This is a genomic window from Effusibacillus sp. SKA8 (genome assembly GCF_058273125.1).
This window is the reverse complement of record NZ_JBZCSF010000009.1, coordinates 1-17,005: the sequence shown is the minus strand read 5'-3', so window position 1 is coordinate 17,005 and position 17,005 is coordinate 1. Positions and strand designations below refer to the sequence as shown.

Sequence of the window (17,005 nt, the reverse complement as noted above, 5' to 3'; positions counted from 1 at the left end):
GGGATCCAGAATGGAAAAAGCTTTGACGGAAAAAGTCGCTCTTGTAACCGGCGCCGCCAGCGGCATCGGCCTTGCAATCGCCCGTGCGTTCGCCAAAGAAGGAGCGAAAGTGGTACTGTCGGATCTCAATGGGGAGGCCGTCCAGGCGGCGGCCAAAGAGCTGCAAGATGAGGGATCGCAAACGGCAGGAGTCGCGTGCGACGTGACGAACGAAGCCCAGTTCCGGCAAACCATCGAAATGGCGGTTCAATCTTACGGAAGGCTCGACATTCTCGTCAACAACGCAGGCCTGCAGTATGTAGCGCCGATTGAGGACTTCCCGACCGAAAAGTTTGAACTGCTGATCAAAGTGATGTTGACTGCTCCCTTTATTGGGATCAGGCATGCGTTTCCGATCATGAAGCGGCAACGTTTTGGCCGTGTGATCAACATCGCATCGATCAACGGGCTGATCGGATTTGCCGGAAAAGCGGCCTACAACAGCGCGAAACACGGTGTGATCGGGCTGACAAAAGTGGCGGCCCTGGAGGGCGCGGCTCATGGAATCACGGTGAACGCCCTGTGTCCCGGGTATGTGGATACGCCGCTGGTTCGCGGCCAGTTGGAAGATTTGGCAAAGACGAGAAACGTTCCGCTGGAAAGAGTGCTGGAAGAAGTGATCTATCCGCTCGTTCCGCAAAAACGCCTGTTGTCGGTGCAGGAAATCGCCGAGTATGCGGTGTTCCTCGCAAGCGACAAAGCAGCCGGCATTACGGGAGTGCCTGTTGTGATCGACGGGGGCTATACGGCGCAATAGCCCCCGTTCAAGCTGGACTACAATGGGGGCAGGAGCGGCACGTTTTTGTAGGCCGCAGAATGTATTCACCGTCAGGAGGGAAGCCGATGTTTGCAAAATTAACGAATTTTTTTGTACGTTATATACAGAGGTATATGCCTGACCCGTATCTGTTTGCGATATTGCTGACGCTGCTGGTCGTAGCGCTCGATTTCTGGCTGGTTCCGCAAACTACCCTAAGCGGTGTCGTCAACGCCTGGTATCAAGGGGTTTGGGGATCGCAGAACATCTTTACGTTCGCTTTGCAGATGACGTTGATCCTGGTGTGCGGCACCACTTTGGCGCAAGCGCCGCTGATCAAAAGAGGGTTGGAGCGGCTGGCGGCGATCCCGCAGAATCAGGTGCAGGCGGCTGTCATGTGTTTTTTGGCGGGGGCTGTCGGGTCGCTTCTCAACTGGGGTCTGGGGCTGGTGATCGGCACGATTTTGGCGAAAGAGATCGCGAAGCGGCTGGAGCAGATGGATTTCGGGTATGTGGTGGCGGCCGCATATATGGGCTTTATCACATGGACATCCGGTTTTTCCAGTTCGATCGTGCTGGCCAATGCCGATCCGACGAGTTCGCTGAACATCATTTACAAACTGACCAAACAAACCGTCAGTATTGAAAATGACATTCTGACGGCGTACAACATCGTACCGGTGGTTGTGACGCTGGTCCTTTTCCCGTTCATGCTGAAATGGATCGCACCGCGCGATATCAAACCGATTGACCGCAGCGCTTTGTTCAACGCGGAGATTGCAGTCGCCGCCGAACCGGCGGCGCAACCGGCGCAGCCGAAGACGTTTGCGAGCGTTCTGGAAAATGCGTGGATTTTAAACTTGATCCTGGTCGTTGCCGGGTTCTACGAGTTTTTCGGCCCGCTGCACGGAACTGTTACGATCAACACGATGATCCTGTTGTTTACTTTGCTGGGGCTTCTTTTGCACTGGACGCCGATCCGCTACGTGCGGGCGTTCTGTGAATCGGCAAAGGCGTCCGGTTCGCTGCTGCTGCAATACCCCTTGTACGGGGGCATCATGGCGCTGATGGCGTATCAGCCGGCCAAAGGGATCGATCCTTTGCAAACAGTGCTGGCCAGCGAGCTGGTGAAAGCTGCCACCGTTCATACCCTGCCGTTTTTAAACTATATCGGGTCCTGCATAATCACGATGTTCGTTCCGTCAGGGGGTGGCCACTGGGCGGTACAAGGGCCTGTCTCGATTCAGGCGGCGTTGGCGCTCGGCCAAACGTCACCGGCGTATCTCGGCAAGATTTCGATGTCTGTCGCGTTTGGTGAAGGCGTTTTTAACATGATCCAGCCGTTCTGGGCACTGCCGATCCTGGCGCTGGCTGGGCTGACGATTCGCGATATTATGGGCTATTGCGTGATGGCGTTGCTGTTTGGATTCACGATCTTTGGGGCGGCGCTGCTGATTTTCTAAGCTGCCGCAGCAGACCGCCCGCGCCAAGTTTGAAACTGAAACAGGGAGAGGAAAAACATGAGCAGCAAAGCGGTATGGTTTCCCACACAATCACTGATCGAATCGACCCGTCTCTATCAATGGATGAAACAGCTGGGATTTAACGAGTATGACTCTTTTTTGCAAGCTTCTGTAAATGACGTGGCCTGGTTCTGGAAAGAAGCGGAGAAAGCGCTTGGAATCGAGTGGTTCCGCCCGTACGAACAAACCCTCGATTTGTCGAGAGGAATCAAATGGCCGAACTGGTATGTGGGCGGTCAATTGAATGTGGTTCACAACGCCGTTGACAAATGGGCGAACGATCCCGCTACGGCCGGCCGAACGGCGCTTGTCTGGGAAGGTGACGACGGAACCGTCAAGCGGTATACGTTCACCGAATTGAGCGCTTGGGTCGCCCGCGTTGCCCAAGGACTTCGCCGGCAAGGAATTGAAAGAGGGGATCGCATCTCGATCTATATGCCGATGATTCCGGAAACGGTTGTCGCCATGCTGGCGATCGCAAAAATCGGCGCGATGTTCTCCCCCGCTTTTTCCGGGTACGGAGCGGACGCGGTGGCGAAACGGTCGGATGCGGCGACGGCGAAGATGCTCGTCACGGCCGACGGGTTCCTGCGCCGCGGCAAGGCGGTGGCGATGAAAGAAGAAGCGGATCGCGCGGTTGCCATGTCTCCTTCGGTCGAGAAAGTGGTGGTTGTCCGCCGCTTGGGCCGCGAGATTCCGTGGACAGACGGACGGGATATCGATTGGACGGATTTGGAAGCGGCAGGCGGTGGGACAGACAGTCTTTCGTCTGAGGTGATGGGAAGTTCGGAGCCGTTAATGCTGCTCTACACGTCGGGCACCACCGGCCGGCCGAAAGGGGCGGTGCACACGCATGCGGGATTTCCGCTGAAAGCGGCGTTTGACGCCGGGTTTGGGATGGATCTGAAACAGGGCGAAACCCTGCTTTGGGTAACCGACATGGGCTGGATGATGGGGCCGTTTTTGGTATTCGGGGCGTTCTTGAACGGCGCGACAGCCGTTCTGTACGAAGGATCGCCCGATTATCCGGAACCGGATCGTCTGTGGAAGCTGGTGGCGGATCATCAAGTAACGCATCTCGGAATCTCGCCGACCCTGATTCGCTCGCTGATGAAGCACGGCGAATCCTGGGTCAAGAAACATGATATCGGCAGCCTGCGCGTGATCGGTTCGACCGGGGAGCCTTGGAATCCGGAACCGTGGATGTGGTTGTTCGAAAAAGTGGGCAACGGCAGAATCCCGATTTTCAACTACTCCGGCGGTACGGAGATCTCCGGCGGCATTCTCGGGAATGTCCTCTTGAAGCCGATTGCTCCGATTACGTTCAACTCGCCGCTGCCGGGGATGGATGTTCACGTCTATGACGAAAACGGACAACCGGTTCGCAACACGGTTGGCGAATTGGTCATCAAACAGCCGTGGGTCGGCATGACAAACGGCTTTTGGCAGGAGCCGGAGCGGTATGAGGACACCTATTGGAACCGCTGGCCTGACACCTGGGTGCACGGGGACTGGGTCATTCTTGATGACGAAGGGTTCTGGACGATTACCGGCCGTTCGGACGATACGTTGAACGTGGCGGGCAAGCGGGTCGGCCCGGCGGAGGTGGAGTCGGTCCTGGTCGGACACGAAGCTGTCGTCGAGGCGGGCACCATAGGGGTTCCGGACGAAATCAAGGGCGAGGTCATCGTCTGCTTTGTCGTGCCGAAACCGGGAGTCGAGGCAAGTTCCGCCTTGGAACAGGAACTGTTGGATCTGGTGGCGGAAAAAATGGGGAAAGCGCTGCGGCCGAAAGCGATCCATTTCGTGGCGGATTTGCCGAAAACCCGTAACGGCAAGGTCCTGCGCCGCGCGATGCGCGCCGCGTACCTGAACAAGGAAGCGGGCGATCTCTCCTCGCTGGAAAATCCGGAAGCGGTGGAGACGGTGCGAAAGCTGGCTCAACCATCCGGGCACTGATGACATTAGTTTCGATACCACTTCGATTCTACGAAATTTTTTGCGAGACAAGTATAACCCCTTTTTCCCCGGACGATACTGAGGCTAACAGGAATTGAACGTCTGCGGGAAAAAGGGGAGGACGCAAAATGCGGGTGCGAATTGCGGCGGGAATTGCGGGTTTGCTTTTGTTGGGCGGTCTGTCAGGCGGATGGCAAACCGTTTTGGCGCAAGGAACGGCACAAAGTGCGCAACTGACCGGAATTGAACTGCAAAAACCCAATGCGGGAGCCTCTGCCGCCATCCCGGTGGCGGACGGCGAAGAGGCGGCCGGAATACCGGATGAGGCTGTGCGCCTGCGGATTATCGCCAACTCCGATTCACCGGAAGATCAAGCCCTCAAACGGAAGGTTCGCGACCGCATCATCGACGAAGTCGGCAAGCGCCTGCGCGGGGTTGGCAGCCGGGAAGAAGCCCGTCAGGCCATTCAGGCGGCCGTGCCCGAATTAAACGAGGCGGCGGCGGGTGTCATTCGGGAAGCGGGCGCGTCCTATCAACTGCGGACCGATTACGGCATGGTGCCGTTTCCGACGAAACTTTACGGCGACAAGGTGTATCCGGCGGGTGACTACGAGGCGCTGCGGATCGTGATCGGGGCAGGCCAGGGCCAAAACTGGTGGTGCGTTTTGTTTCCACCCCTTTGTTTCGTGGACTTGGCCAATGGTGACGCGGTTCAGGCGAAAGATATGGATGCCAAATCAAAGCCGGTGACAACCGTACAGGTGCCGACCGGTGACGGCAATACCGCCCAGACCGTGCAAGTGCGTCTGGGGATTCTTGATTTGTTGAATTCATTCATGACCAAGATCGGAGAGTTTATGAAAGCAATCTTCAAATAAAAAATGCCCGGCCCGGCTTGGAAGGATCATGCAGAGCCGGGCCGGTCCGCGTCCGGGGCCGTTTGAAAAGACTCGGATTCCGGTCGGATGCATCCGTTTCAGTTCAGGGCGGCAACCAGTTCCGAGAAAGCTGCGGACAGCCCTCCGGTTCCGTAGGTTTCCCGGTAATACGCCAACGTTCCCGAACTGTTGATGCGCCCGTCTTGCAGAAAAACGACTTGATCGGCGGTTTCTTCCGCCGCTTGCAGATTATGGGTCGAAAAAATCACCGATTTGCCCGATTCTTTCACGTTGTTTACCAACGACACAAACGATTGCATCCAATAGGGATCGAGTCCGTTTGTCGGTTCGTCGAGAATCAGGAGGGCCGGATCCGCCAGCAGCGCTTGGGCGAACAGCAAGCGCTGCCGCATCCCTTTGGAAAAACTCGAAACGCGCTTGTCTCTGGCGGAGGCAAGCCCGACCAACTCCAGCGTTTCATCGGCTTTCGCATGGCTGACGCCGCGAAGCCCGGCGTAGAAATAAATCGTTTCGCCGGCCGTTAACGCATGGCCGAATTGGAAATCGTCAGGCATGTAGCCGATCTGTTCGGCGAACGCTTTGCGCTGCCGTTTCCATTCGATCCCGCACACCCGGACGGTTCCCGATGTCGGCTGGGCGATTCCGGCGATCATCCTGAGAATCGTGCTCTTGCCCGCGCCGTTTCCCCCGCAGAGGGCGAGCACCCGGCCCGCTTCCAATTCAAGATCGAAGGGATGGACGATCGTCTTTCCGTTGATCGATTTGCTCAACTGCAGAATCTCCAATACTTTCTCAGCCACGATATCTTCCTCTTTCCCACGAGAGAATCGTAAGACCTACCGTCATCCAGATCCACGCCAGGCATCCCAGCGCAAACACGATGCTGCCGCCCGGCCGCTGCGCCCACTGCACCCATCGGTAATACTCGGGACCGAAGACAGAGCCGCCGCCGATTTTCATAACCGTAAAAATCCGCATAAATTCGGCGGGATTCAGCAGGGTTACGACTTCCAGAGTTGGTCGGATCCACGCATACGGGAGCGTCCCCAGCACGGAGATCAGCAGTGTGGGCCAGGCCAATACGGTGAGGAACCAGACGCCGACGCCAAAGATCAACGCCTGCCAGCGGTTTTTGGACAGCGAGCCGATCCAGACGGCGATCCCAAGATACAGCAGTACGATTCCGGCCGAAAACAGCAGCAGTGTCAAAAAGGTTTGCAAAGAAAACGATTGGCCGGCAAGGGACCCGGCAATCCCGGACAGGCCGTAGCCCACTCCCACAATGGACAGCAACACGACCGTCAGGCCCGCATATTTGCCGGCGACAAATTCGGCTGCAGACAACGAATAGGTGGACAGCAACTGCCATCCACCATCTTCCTTTTCGGCGGTGAGTGAAAACGAACCAAGCAACAGTGTCATCAAAGGCAACAGATACAAAATCAGGTTGATCATGGTGCCGGTGGCGTGGGTATAACCGGCCATGCCGTAACTTTTCTGCGATTGAAGCAGCAACAGTGCCAAACTGAAGAGCGTGAACAGGAGCAAAAACGAATAGGACCAAGGATTGCGAAATCCGAGCTTCATCTCCCGTCTGGCGACAATCCAAAAGCGCATCCGGCTCACTTCCCGTGCTGCATCTGTTCTTGTCCATGCTGCATTTGCTGCTGTCCGTGCTGCATCTGTTGTCCGTTCGGGTTGTCACCGCCCTGCTTTTGCATCTTCATTTCCTTCATCATGTCCATATTGCGCTCCCACGAATGGGCAGCAAGGTCGTTTGCGGACAGCACTTTGCCGCGCTTTTGTTCGTCGACGAATTGCTGTGCTTCCTTGCTGTCTTTGAAGGAATAGATCCCGTAGGCCATCGGTGTTTTAAACTCTTTGTCATAGGCGAAGGAAGCGTTTTCCAGTTTCAGCCATTCTTTGGAATGGTAATCGCGCACATATTGGACGGCGACCTGCTCTTTTCCGTTTTTCTTCACCCAAGCGTTCATGCAGCCGATGTCGTCGAATTTCAACGCTTTTCCGTCCTTGAGGATGATTTCAGTCGCGTTGTGGTCGTCCGGAACCATCATGCTGCACACGTCGCATTTATCGACACCTGCAGCGATTGCCACCGGTTGGGCGGTTTCCTTGCCGCAGCCTGCCACGGATGCCACCAGAAAGACGCTCAAGAAAGCCATGATCAGTTTTTTCATTTTTCAACCTCTCCTTCTTTTTTTCAATAATGGCGTCACAAACGGAACCGCGCCGGCCAAAAACAGGGCGGTGCTTGCCAACAGAACCGTTTTGTCCCTGCCAGGATTTGCGTTTGCAGGCGGGAAAACGGGGGTCAACAGCGGCGATTCGTCCGTCATCCAATTGCTTGTGTCGCTCTTAAACAATTCTTGCAAGACGAGCATGCCGGGGGAACCAAAGAACAATTGGAACGGAGAAACCGCTGTCACGAGCGTCAAAAAGAACGGGTCCGCCTTGTACGGCAAACTGCTGCGGCCGGTTCCCGCCAAATCGATTCCCTGATGGTCGTCCCAGTAGTTCTCATGCACCCGGTTGTCGGAGCTTTCTTCCGCCTGCGCCTGAATCACATTCGTGATGAGATTGTTCAGATAAAAATGGTTGTTGTGCGAATTTAACATCTGGATTCCCATAAAGTTTTGCGCGATGTTGTTTTCGACGATCTCATTGTCGGCGGACTGTTCCACATAAAGTCCCAAACGGTTCCCTTCAATCCGGTTTTTCGCGACAAGAGAGTTCTTGGCGTCAAACAGCAAAATGCCCTGCGAGTGGACATGAGCGTCCGATTTGTAAAAACGGTTCTCCGTGACTTCCGTCCGGTCCGTTCCCATAATCATGGCGCCGACCACATTCCGGACGGATTCGTTTGCCCGGATGACGGTGTTATGCGTAAACATCATGTGGAACGCGTAACGGGAATCGGTCACCTGATTTTGAAGGATCTGGGTTGCATCGCTGTTTTCGACATAGATTCCGTCCTGTACTCCCGAGATGCGCGAACCGGCAATGACATTTTCGTGGGATTCCCGCAAATCGATGCCGTTTCCTTGCTGCATGAAGGAAGACGGGTCAGAGTCCGGATGGCGCTCCCCTTCGATCCGGAGGTTTTCGATCCGGTTGCGGTGCGCTTCCTGCAACTGCAGGCCTATGCCGCTGGCGATGATATGCAGATTGCGAAGTTGGTTGCCGCTTCCGTTCAGCAGCACGGCGACCAATTCCGGCTGCCGTCGTGTATCCACAACGGTGAGATCCGCCATCCGGACATTATCGGATTCAATCCGCACGGCCGGTTCATCTCCGACACCTACGATCCGCACATCGCCGCTTGGCTGTATATTCAGCGGTTTTGAAATGACGACCGGTCCTTCATACGTCCCGGACGGAATGGTGAGGGTGTCGCCCGGTTTTGCCCGGTCGATCATCGCCTGCAGGCCCGACGCCGCAGCCGCTCCCGCGTCTCCCGGATAAAGGTTCAGACAGGCGAAGGTTCCTAACAAAATCGAACAAAAAAGCGCCGTATGCCTGCCGAGTTTCCGCAAATCTGCCGCGCACCCCCTTCGCCAAAATCCGAGCTTAGTATAGCATGTAACGCTCCACCTGCTGATGACCCGATCGGGCTATAGAATCGTAACAACTTGTGAATTTTATGTTCCCTTCCGGAAAAATATCCACAGGAAATTGTGGATAATGTGAACAACCAGAACGGTCGTTCCGTGTAATTCGTCCCGGATTGGCTTTCCAAACAGGAATGGTATAATAAGCCTGTAGCACCAGACTTTCGATACAAGGCGGGACTTCTCATGCTTACGGCACGACTGGGAACAACCGAACAGGATATCGAACGGGCCGCAAGTTTGCTGCGGCAGGGCGAAACGGTGGCGTTTCCCACGGAAACCGTGTACGGACTCGGAGCCAATGCGACGGACGCGCAGGCTGTGGATAAAATTTTTGCGGCAAAAGGCCGCCCGTCCGACAATCCCTTGATTGTCCACATCGCGCATGCGAAACAACTGACCGGTCTCGTGTCTCATATTCCAGAGGCGGCGCAAAAGCTGATGGACAAGTTTTGGCCGGGGCCCTTGACCTTGATTTTGCCGCGCAGGGAAGGCGTGCCCGACCGGGTCACGGCAGGGTTATCCACAGTTGCGGTTCGCATGCCGAATCATCCGGTCGCTTTGGCGCTTTTGGAAAAAACGGGTCTGCCGATCGCCGCTCCCAGCGCCAACCGGTCGGGGCGCCCGAGTCCGACGACCGCTTCCCACGTGTTGGAAGACCTGGACAGCCGCATCGCCGCCGTTGTCGACGGAGGCGCTACAGGCGTCGGAGTCGAATCAACGGTGCTGGATGTCACGGTTCAGCCGCCGATGATCTTGCGTCCCGGCGGGATCACGAAGGAAATGCTGGAACAAGTGATCGGAGAAGTGCGGGTGGCCCCTTCATTGGAACGGGAGGCCGGATGCACGGCCGGTTCCGGTGCGGCAGCCAGCTTCGGGAGAGTTGACCGGAATGCCGAAACGCCACGTTCGCCGGGCATGAAATACACACACTACGCACCTCGGGCGGAAATGTGGATCGTCGAAGGGGATGTGGATAAACAGGCGGAAACGATTCAAGCGCTTGTGGATAAATCGAGGGCGGAAGGAACCAAAACGGGCGTGCTGACTACGGACGAGCATAAAAGCCTGTACCGTGCGGACGAAGTCGTTTCGTGCGGCAGGCGGTCGGAACCCGAAACGATCGCGGCGGGATTGTACGGGGCGCTCCGGGAGTTTGACCGTTTGGGTGTCGAGCGGATTTATGCGGAAAGTTTTCCGCCGCAGGGAATCGGGTTTGCCATCATGAACCGGCTGCGAAAAGCGGCCGGCTACCGGATCATTGATCAGAGTTCAAAATATAAACGGTAATTATATGATTTTGATGCCGTCACCGGTTGCAATGCAGGGATCCGAATCCAGCGGGTCGATCGGGCGCATGCTGAAATTGTGTTGCTGTATCGATTCGCGAATCTCCGCAATGTCTCCCCGAAGCCCCTCTATCTCCCTTAACACGATGGGGTTCCGCCTGACGATGGGACTTTCCCCAGCCAGACGGGAAAGAAATTCCGAGAATTGCCCCATCCCCCGGAACGTCAGATAGGTGAGGCGTTCCACTTCAAACTTCAGTTGAAAGAGCAGAACATATCCCGATCGCCGGATCGCATCCGCAATTTTTTGCGCCGCCGCCACGAAGCTGTTAAACACTCTGGCCCGCCCCCGCAAATACTCGGCGACCGCCGGTTCCAACCCGCCAACCTCCCGCCGGGTTTGGTTGATGCGGGTTACAATGCTTGCGTTGAAATCCCGGATTCGCTCGATTTGCCGGAACAGCCGGACCGATTCGATCGGATCGAACATGGCCGCTTCCTCCTCAGAGGCTCGTTGCGGCATCTTATGCATTGCACCGGTCCGGTGTTAAACGCTCAAACGCACCGCCACAAGGCGGTGTTTTCATTTTTGAACCTGTTGCAGGAGAGCGGATATGTCCGGAACCCGGGGATTACCGGAGTTGTCGGGAACGGATGTTATCGGATGGGGGGCTGGACGGGGCGATGCTGGAGGCGGGCAGGCAGATGGGCCGCCAAGCTGTCTTTGTCCGTATTTTTCTTGGACGAGTCGCATACATATGGCAAGAAAGGTTCAAGTTCGGGAGGCGAGCCCATGACAAACGTAGCATCGGGGGAATTGCTGACAATCCTTACGACGGCGGTCGCGCTTGGAAGCGATGCGATGTCTTTGGGGGTCGGCCTTGGAATGAGGAGCCTGTCGAAAAGAGACATCACACGGATAAGCGTCACAATCGGATTGTTTCATATCCTGATGCCGCTTGCCGGGATGGCGGTGGGTCATTATCTCCACAACCTGATGGGGGACGTTGCCCGGATGATCGGAGCGGCCTTATTGATCGGTCTGGGGGCACATATGATCTGGGACGCCTGGAGGGGAGACCGGGAACCGGTGTGGGCGCTCGACCGGACTGTCGGATGGGGATTGTTTTTGTTTGCGATGAGTGTCAGCATCGACGCCTTGTCGGCAGGTTTCAGTTTCGGGCTTACCGATGCTCATTTCGGGCTTGCGATTCTGATCTTCGGGGTTGTCGGCGGGCTGATGGCGGCGGTTGGCCTTTCAATCGGAAGTTTGATGGGGCGGATGCTTGGAGAGTCGATGGAGATCATCGGCGGGGCGATACTGATTATGTTCGGATTGCAGTTCTTTTTCTAGGGGTTGGGGGCTGTGGGGGAGATCGTCTGGATCAGTTTTTTGTCCGGGATGGCTACGCCACTGGGCGGTTGGATCGTCCTTGGGTTTCACCGGTTGTCGGAGCGGATGCTGGCGCTTTTTCTCGGGCTTGCGACGGGGATTATGGCCATCGTGGTCCTGACGGAACTGATGCCGGCTTCGATTCAAACCGGAAGCCGCGAAGGGTTTGTCCTGGGGGCTGTCTGCGGCTGGATTTTTATGGCGGTTCTGCGCAGGGTGTTTCATTCCGCAATGGCAAATACGGGACTGAATGGGGAAAAAGCGGCTTTTTTGCAAATGGGGGGGTTTATCGCGCTTGCGATTGCGTTGCATGACTTGCCGGAGGGACTTGCCATCGGGGCGGGCGACGAAGTGAATCCCGGCATCGGGGTGGCGATTGCGCTCGCGATTGCCTTGCACAATATACCGGAAGGGATGAGTATCGCCGTGCCGCTGCGGCTGGCGGGAGTCCGCGGCTGGCAGGTGATTTGGGTGACGTTTCTTGCCGGCTTGACCACGCCGCTTGGGACGGTCATTTCCCTCTGGCTGTTCAGCGTGTCGGACGCGTTTGTTTCACTGTCGCTGGCATTTGCGGGAGGCGCGATGGCATATGTGGTGTCGCGGGATATTTTGCCGGAAGCGCTTTTGGCCGACAAATTCTTTGCCTGCCTCGGGGCGTTCGCCGGAACGGCAGTCATGATTGGTTTGTCGGCGCTGCAGCGGTGAGATTTTGTATCGTTTGAGAGGAGCGGTTCTCGGGGAGCGAGGCTTCGAGTTTTTTGAAAACGTCGTTTTCAGGTACAGTCCATAAAGGATTACTTGATTGAGTGCTTAAACCAGAAACAAACATCCAAAATCTAAAATTCTGTAGGTATGCCCTTTTTACTGTGCCCCTTTAAAGAGTAAAAGCGATACTTTCCATTATTCTGCAAAACGTTCGATTGCTTAAAAGGGAGTTTATGAATAAATTTTTAAAAAATGATTTTCGACAAAATCAATCAAATTTTGCTATAGACACTGGATATAAAAAAAGCTCATGATAATTATAACAATGGAGTTCAAGGATGCTCCAATTTCTATTTCTGCAATCACACCTATTATCGTCATTTACAGATCCGACGCTCTTAAAGAATATGAGGTTGAAGTCCTTCGAAAGTACGGGGAAATACGGAAAAACATTAATTTATAGCGGGAGGTGATCCAATGTACTTAGATACAAACGTTAAGATTGAGCAAGGAAAAAGCATTCGATTCGAAAATGTCGTTTCGTTGCGGAAAAAAATGCCTGACTCCGAAATAAACCGTGAGATTACCAAATTGACGCAATTTCTTGAAGAGAAGGGAGCATATAAAAAGGGTCCCATGATCACAGCGATACATAGTGAAACCATAGAGAACGGCCAGCATATCCTGGACACGGAAATTCTTATACCTGTCGATAGGATCATTCCTCTTCCGGCAATCTATAATTTTAAAAAGGTTTTTCATCTTGTTTCCGCTGTATCGGCAAGAAATAAGGGAAATCTCGAAAATTTGGAGTCTACTTACTTAACACTGCAAAAATATATTGAAGACAACGGTTTGCAGCAAATTACCGCAGCTTATTTAGTGCACAGAAACGATGAAGAAACAATGGTCGGTGGGGGCCCAATTATTGACATATACATTGGAGTAAACCCTTCCGTTTTATAAGATTATTCAGTTTTTTGAAAAGAGGTGGAAAAATGAGATCCATGCAGCTTAGCGAGAAGGAACGTGAGGTTGCCATACTCGTAGGGTACGGCTACAAAGATGTGGAAATTGCTCAAATTTTGTTCATAAGCAGGAGAAGGGTTGGAGAGGTTATTGCATCAATCAAAAGAAAGTGGGGAAAACGGTCTAGGGTAGAAATTGGCATAACCGCCTACAGGCTCGGCTGGCTAAAGATGGATGACGATTCTAAACTTGCTCACATCCCGATGGAGGAGCTATCGGAAATCCAGGGAGGAGGGAACCAGTATTCGAATCCGCGGATGAATTTGTGCATGTTCCGCCCAGGTGGAAAAATATTGGGTTCCATACACTGTTCACAGTTACTCTGATATCCACGAAAGGAGTAATCTGCTTGAATTTTAATCCTTTTACACGCTATGTCTGTATTCGACAGCATGATATAAAGGATTGTGGAGCAGCTTGTTTGGCCACAATTTCCAAACATTACGGGTTGAACATACCGATTTCAAAAATTCGGGAAGCCGCCGGTACGGACAAGAACGGAACTAGTGTGTTGGGGCTTGTAAAAGCGGCGGAAACATTAGGCTTTGCAGTAAAGGCGGTGAAAGCGGATCCGTTTTCTTTGCATGAGGATCTCCCGTTTCCTGCCATAGCGCATGTCATTATTGACCAAAAACTGTTGCATTACGTGGTGATCCATAAAGCAAACAAACGACAAATCATCGTCGCGGATCCGGCAAATGGAATAACGGAGTATACACCCGAGGAATTTGCAAGGATTTGGAGCGGCGTCTTGATCCTTATGGTTCCAACCACATCCTTCAAAAAAGGAGATGAAACAAAAAGCTTATTCGGTCGGTTTCTAGGTTTGCTGATCCCGCAGAAAAAACTAATTTTAAGCTTGTTTTTGGCCTCTGTCTTCTATACCCTGCTGGGAGTGTTGGGCGCTTTCTACTTTCAATTTCTAATAGATGATATCCTACCCCATAACCTGAACAAAACTCTGCATATCGTTTCTTTTGGTGTAATTGTTTTATATCTCTTTAAGACCATCTTAAACTTTTTTCGTACACATTTGCTAATCTACTTAAGCCAAAAGTTAGACATTTCCCTTCTATTAGGTTGTTATCAACATGTCATTAACCTCCCGATAAATTTTTTTGCAACAAGACAAGTCGGTGAAATTATTTCACGACTAATTGACGCGTCGAAAGTGAGAGAAGCGATCTCCAGTGCAACGTTAACGATCATGATAGATACTTTAATGGCAATCGTGGGCGGAATTATATTATACTCGCAAAATTCTTTGCTGTTTGGAGTTACAATTTTACTTGTTCCAATCTACGTCCTTTTGGTCTGGAGCTTTCATAGACCGTTTGAACGCATTAATCGGAAACTTATGGAAGAAAACGCTTCATTGACCTCTTTTATAGTGGAATCGGTCAGCGGAATTGAGACTGTTAAGGCATATAACGCCGAACGGAAAGTTCATTTTGTGACAGAGAAAAGGTTTGTTAAGTATCTGCGCAGCGTGTTAAAAGACGGATTTCTTAAAAATCTGCAGACTTCTTTGAAAACATTTGTCCAACTGGTTGGCGGAGTGGTGATTATTTGGGTGGGGGCTAACCAGGTGTTGGAAGGTAACATGTCGGTAGGACAGTTGCTTGCCTATAATGCTCTTCTTGCATATTTTTTGGAACCAATTCAAAACTTAATCAATCTGCAGGATGAAATCCAAACTGCTGTTGTAGCTGCAGACCGTCTGGGCGAAATTCTTGATCTTGAAATAGAAAAAACAGGTGATGAAGAAAGGAAAATCCGACCCGCTTCATTAAGGGGAAACATCGAATACAAAAATGTCTCTTTCAGATACGGTTCACAACCATTAGTGCTGCGTGATATTAACTTAACCATACGACCTGGCCAGAAGATAGCTTTGGTTGGTGAAAGCGGATCAGGCAAAACGACTCTCGTCAAGTTACTAATGAATTTCTATCCTTGTGAAAAAGGGAGCATTTTAATTGACGGTAACAATCTAAAAGATTTAAGCATTCAAGTTCTTAGAGATCGTATCGCTTACGTTTCGCAGAACACCTTTTTCTTTAGTGGAACGATTCGTGAAAATCTTACATTAGGACTGAGTGAAACAGTAAATTTGGAGAAAATTATAGAAGCGGCTAAAATCACCAGGTCTCATGATTTTATTAATCAATTCCACCTTCGGTACGATACCCTTTTGGAGGAAAATGGGGCCAATCTGTCCGGGGGACAAAGACAGCGTCTGGCGATAACCAGGGCCATTTTGAAAAAACCTGACATCCTGATTTTGGATGAGGCGACCAGCAATCTGGATTCTACTACTGAAAAAGCAATCTCCGAAACCATTCATGAATTTTGTTCAGGCATTACGACAATTATTATAGCCCACCGTCTCAGTACAATTATGAGATGCGACACGATCTGCGTAATGGATAAAGGGGAAATCGTTGAGACAGGGTCTCACGAGCAGCTTATGAAGAAAAAAGGAAAATATTACGAGTTATGGAAAGACCAACTTCCCAGTCCGGTAGGAGAGAACTCATGCAAGGAAGTAATGGCGTAAGATCGGTTGAGAAAGTGAGAGATTCCAGCAATGAGGGAAGCTATATACGATATTCAAGAGTTAACAGACAGTCGGGAAATGTTGGAGGCGAAGCCTCATCCTTTTATCGCTGTTTTCATGTATATATTAATGACTTTCCTGGCAGGAATTCTAATCTGGGCCTATTATGGTGAAAAAGAAATTGTAGTTAAGGGAAATGCGGTGATTCGGCCAAACGAGAACGTCAGTACGATTCGAAATAAGGTCCTGGGAAAGGTGAAAGATATCAATTTTGTCGAAGGACAATCGGTCAGGACGGGGGACGTACTGTTTACTATTGAAACGGAAGATCTGGAAGTGCAAGAAAAGGCTTTGAGGAAAGAATTAGAAACAAATCAAAAAGAGCTTCAATTTCTTAACAGATTCAGAGAAGCGGTTGAAACAGACAACAATTTGTTCACACCCCTTGGGGAACAACTTGAAAAGGAATATTATTACAAATTTATAAAATATAAAACCGAATACAACAAACTGGATGTTAAATTGTCACAGACAAAGCGGAAATTGGATCAGTTGTTGATCTTGGAAGAATCCATACTCCAAGGGATAAATTTATTTAACCAAGAGGATAGAGATTTTTATTTTAAAGTTTCCGAATATCTGAGTGAAGCAAGTAGACTTCAAACATTATCGGAACAAAAACGAAAAGAATATGAACTCTCCCAAGCATTAGGAGAACAAATCATTCCCAGATCCCAGATTGAAAATCAATACAGACAAGCAAAAGTTGCCGAATTGGAATTGCGCAACTATCAAGACAAATATCTTGTAGGAATAAGAGCGGAAATCGAAAGCACAAAAAAAGAACTTAACGAATTGGAATTTTCTTTGAAAAGAACCTTTCAAAGTAATGAATCTGCCACGAACAGCAATGTTCCCAGTTCCGAAAGATACAAGCTTGATACTCTACTTGCCTTAAATGACGCAATAAGAGAAAAACAATCCAAAATAAAAGACTTGGAGGAACAGTTAAACAATAACTATATTGCTTACCAAGACCGTATAGTCAGGGCCACGATCAATGGGAAAGTTAAGGTAATAACGGAGATCAACAGAGGGGATTTGCTGCAAACCGGCAGTGAAATACTAACAATTGTACCTGAAGAAAATTCCCAATATAAAGTACAAATCTCCGTCCCCAACAAAGGTATTGCGGATATAAAAGAAGGGGATACAGTAAGATA

Annotated in this window: 16 protein-coding genes; 11 read left to right on the top strand and 5 right to left on the bottom strand. The window is 51.6% G+C overall.

The window, feature by feature from the left end:
* Positions 1–10 precede the first annotated feature (10 nt).
* From AC4ED1_RS08885 to spoIIR, 4 genes are all read left to right on the top strand, one after another.
* Positions 11–796, top strand: coding sequence for a 3-hydroxybutyrate dehydrogenase (locus tag AC4ED1_RS08885; RefSeq protein ID WP_490937742.1), 786 nt, complete (start codon positions 11–13; stop codon positions 794–796).
* Positions 797–882: 86 nt separating this feature from the next.
* Positions 883–2,259, top strand: a complete 1,377-nt coding sequence (locus tag AC4ED1_RS08880; RefSeq protein WP_490937741.1) for a TIGR00366 family protein — start codon at positions 883–885, stop codon at positions 2,257–2,259.
* 57 nt (positions 2,260–2,316) lie between these two features.
* Positions 2,317–4,278, top strand: coding sequence for an AMP-binding protein (locus AC4ED1_RS08875; protein WP_490937739.1), 1,962 nt, complete (start codon positions 2,317–2,319; stop codon positions 4,276–4,278).
* Between the two features lie 128 nt (positions 4,279–4,406).
* The gene (gene spoIIR / locus AC4ED1_RS08870; RefSeq protein WP_490937737.1) at positions 4,407–5,156 is read left to right on the top strand and encodes a stage II sporulation protein R; all 750 of its coding nucleotides are present in this window, start codon (positions 4,407–4,409) and stop codon (positions 5,154–5,156) included.
* A gap of 98 nt (positions 5,157–5,254) precedes the next feature.
* On the opposite strand, the gene AC4ED1_RS08865 is transcribed toward spoIIR, so the two are convergent.
* Genes AC4ED1_RS08865 through AC4ED1_RS08850 form a run of 4 tightly spaced genes read right to left on the bottom strand, consistent with a single transcriptional unit; the run spans position 5,255 to position 8,731 of the window.
* Positions 5,255–5,977, bottom strand: a complete 723-nt coding sequence (locus tag AC4ED1_RS08865; protein WP_490937735.1) for an ABC transporter ATP-binding protein — start codon at positions 5,975–5,977, stop codon at positions 5,255–5,257.
* A complete protein-coding gene (locus AC4ED1_RS08860; RefSeq protein ID WP_490937733.1) occupies positions 5,970–6,794 on the bottom strand; it encodes an ABC transporter permease in 825 nt (274 codons plus the stop codon). Before AC4ED1_RS08860 ends, AC4ED1_RS08865 begins: the two co-directional genes overlap by 8 nt.
* A 5-nt stretch (positions 6,795–6,799) precedes the next feature.
* Complete coding sequence (locus AC4ED1_RS08855) at positions 6,800–7,375, bottom strand: nitrous oxide reductase accessory protein NosL (protein ID WP_490937731.1); 576 nt, start codon at positions 7,373–7,375, stop codon at positions 6,800–6,802.
* A gap of 3 nt (positions 7,376–7,378) precedes the next feature.
* Positions 7,379–8,731, bottom strand: a complete 1,353-nt coding sequence (locus tag AC4ED1_RS08850; RefSeq protein ID WP_490937729.1) for a right-handed parallel beta-helix repeat-containing protein — start codon at positions 8,729–8,731, stop codon at positions 7,379–7,381.
* Between the two features lie 261 nt (positions 8,732–8,992).
* On the opposite strand from AC4ED1_RS08850, the gene AC4ED1_RS08845 reads away from it, so the two are divergent.
* The gene (locus AC4ED1_RS08845) at positions 8,993–10,096 is read left to right on the top strand and encodes an L-threonylcarbamoyladenylate synthase (protein WP_490937727.1); all 1,104 of its coding nucleotides are present in this window, start codon (positions 8,993–8,995) and stop codon (positions 10,094–10,096) included.
* Here AC4ED1_RS08845 and AC4ED1_RS08840 read toward each other — a convergent pair whose 3' ends face one another.
* Positions 10,097–10,585, bottom strand: a complete 489-nt coding sequence (locus AC4ED1_RS08840; RefSeq protein WP_490937725.1) for a hypothetical protein — start codon at positions 10,583–10,585, stop codon at positions 10,097–10,099. It abuts the gene before it with no gap.
* A gap of 303 nt (positions 10,586–10,888) precedes the next feature.
* On the opposite strand from AC4ED1_RS08840, the gene AC4ED1_RS08835 reads away from it, so the two are divergent.
* The 6 genes from AC4ED1_RS08835 to AC4ED1_RS08810 all read left to right on the top strand — a co-directional run.
* The gene (locus AC4ED1_RS08835) at positions 10,889–11,449 is read left to right on the top strand and encodes a manganese efflux pump MntP (protein ID WP_490937723.1); all 561 of its coding nucleotides are present in this window, start codon (positions 10,889–10,891) and stop codon (positions 11,447–11,449) included.
* 12 nt (positions 11,450–11,461) lie between these two features.
* Positions 11,462–12,193: a ZIP family metal transporter gene (locus AC4ED1_RS08830; protein WP_490937722.1), complete on the top strand. Its 732-nt coding sequence runs from the start codon at positions 11,462–11,464 to the stop codon at positions 12,191–12,193.
* Positions 12,194–12,670: 477 nt separating this feature from the next.
* Positions 12,671–13,159, top strand: a complete 489-nt coding sequence (locus AC4ED1_RS08825; protein ID WP_490937720.1) for a GyrI-like domain-containing protein — start codon at positions 12,671–12,673, stop codon at positions 13,157–13,159.
* A gap of 32 nt (positions 13,160–13,191) precedes the next feature.
* A complete protein-coding gene (locus AC4ED1_RS08820; protein WP_490937719.1) occupies positions 13,192–13,548 on the top strand; it encodes a response regulator transcription factor in 357 nt (118 codons plus the stop codon).
* A 23-nt stretch (positions 13,549–13,571) separates the two neighbouring features.
* Positions 13,572–15,782 carry a peptidase domain-containing ABC transporter gene (locus AC4ED1_RS08815; RefSeq protein WP_490937717.1) on the top strand — a complete coding sequence of 737 codons (2,211 nt, stop codon included), beginning with the start codon at positions 13,572–13,574 and terminating at the stop codon, positions 15,780–15,782.
* 30 nt (positions 15,783–15,812) lie between these two features.
* Positions 15,813–17,005 (top strand): hypothetical protein (locus AC4ED1_RS08810; RefSeq protein ID WP_490937715.1); only part of this gene is annotated, 1,193 nt, incomplete at its 3' end.

What these genes read in the sequence shown, in the direction of transcription:
- AC4ED1_RS08885 (WP_490937742.1), top strand. Translation starts at nt 11, where the DNA reads ATGGAAAAAGCTTTGACGGAAAAAGTCGCTCTTGTAACCGGCGCCGCC.
- AC4ED1_RS08880 (WP_490937741.1), top strand. Translation starts at nt 883, where the DNA reads ATGTTTGCAAAATTAACGAATTTTTTTGTACGTTATATACAGAGGTAT.
- AC4ED1_RS08875 (WP_490937739.1), top strand. Translation starts at nt 2,317, where the DNA reads ATGAGCAGCAAAGCGGTATGGTTTCCCACACAATCACTGATCGAATCG.
- spoIIR (WP_490937737.1), top strand. Translation starts at nt 4,407, where the DNA reads ATGCGGGTGCGAATTGCGGCGGGAATTGCGGGTTTGCTTTTGTTGGGC.
- AC4ED1_RS08860 (WP_490937733.1), bottom strand. Translation starts at nt 6,794, where the DNA reads ATGCGCTTTTGGATTGTCGCCAGACGGGAGATGAAGCTCGGATTTCGC.
- AC4ED1_RS08855 (WP_490937731.1), bottom strand. Translation starts at nt 7,375, where the DNA reads ATGAAAAAACTGATCATGGCTTTCTTGAGCGTCTTTCTGGTGGCATCC.
- AC4ED1_RS08845 (WP_490937727.1), top strand. Translation starts at nt 8,993, where the DNA reads ATGCTTACGGCACGACTGGGAACAACCGAACAGGATATCGAACGGGCC.
- AC4ED1_RS08840 (WP_490937725.1), bottom strand. Translation starts at nt 10,585, where the DNA reads ATGTTCGATCCGATCGAATCGGTCCGGCTGTTCCGGCAAATCGAGCGA.
- AC4ED1_RS08835 (WP_490937723.1), top strand. Translation starts at nt 10,889, where the DNA reads ATGACAAACGTAGCATCGGGGGAATTGCTGACAATCCTTACGACGGCG.
- AC4ED1_RS08825 (WP_490937720.1), top strand. Translation starts at nt 12,671, where the DNA reads ATGTACTTAGATACAAACGTTAAGATTGAGCAAGGAAAAAGCATTCGA.
- AC4ED1_RS08820 (WP_490937719.1), top strand. Translation starts at nt 13,192, where the DNA reads ATGAGATCCATGCAGCTTAGCGAGAAGGAACGTGAGGTTGCCATACTC.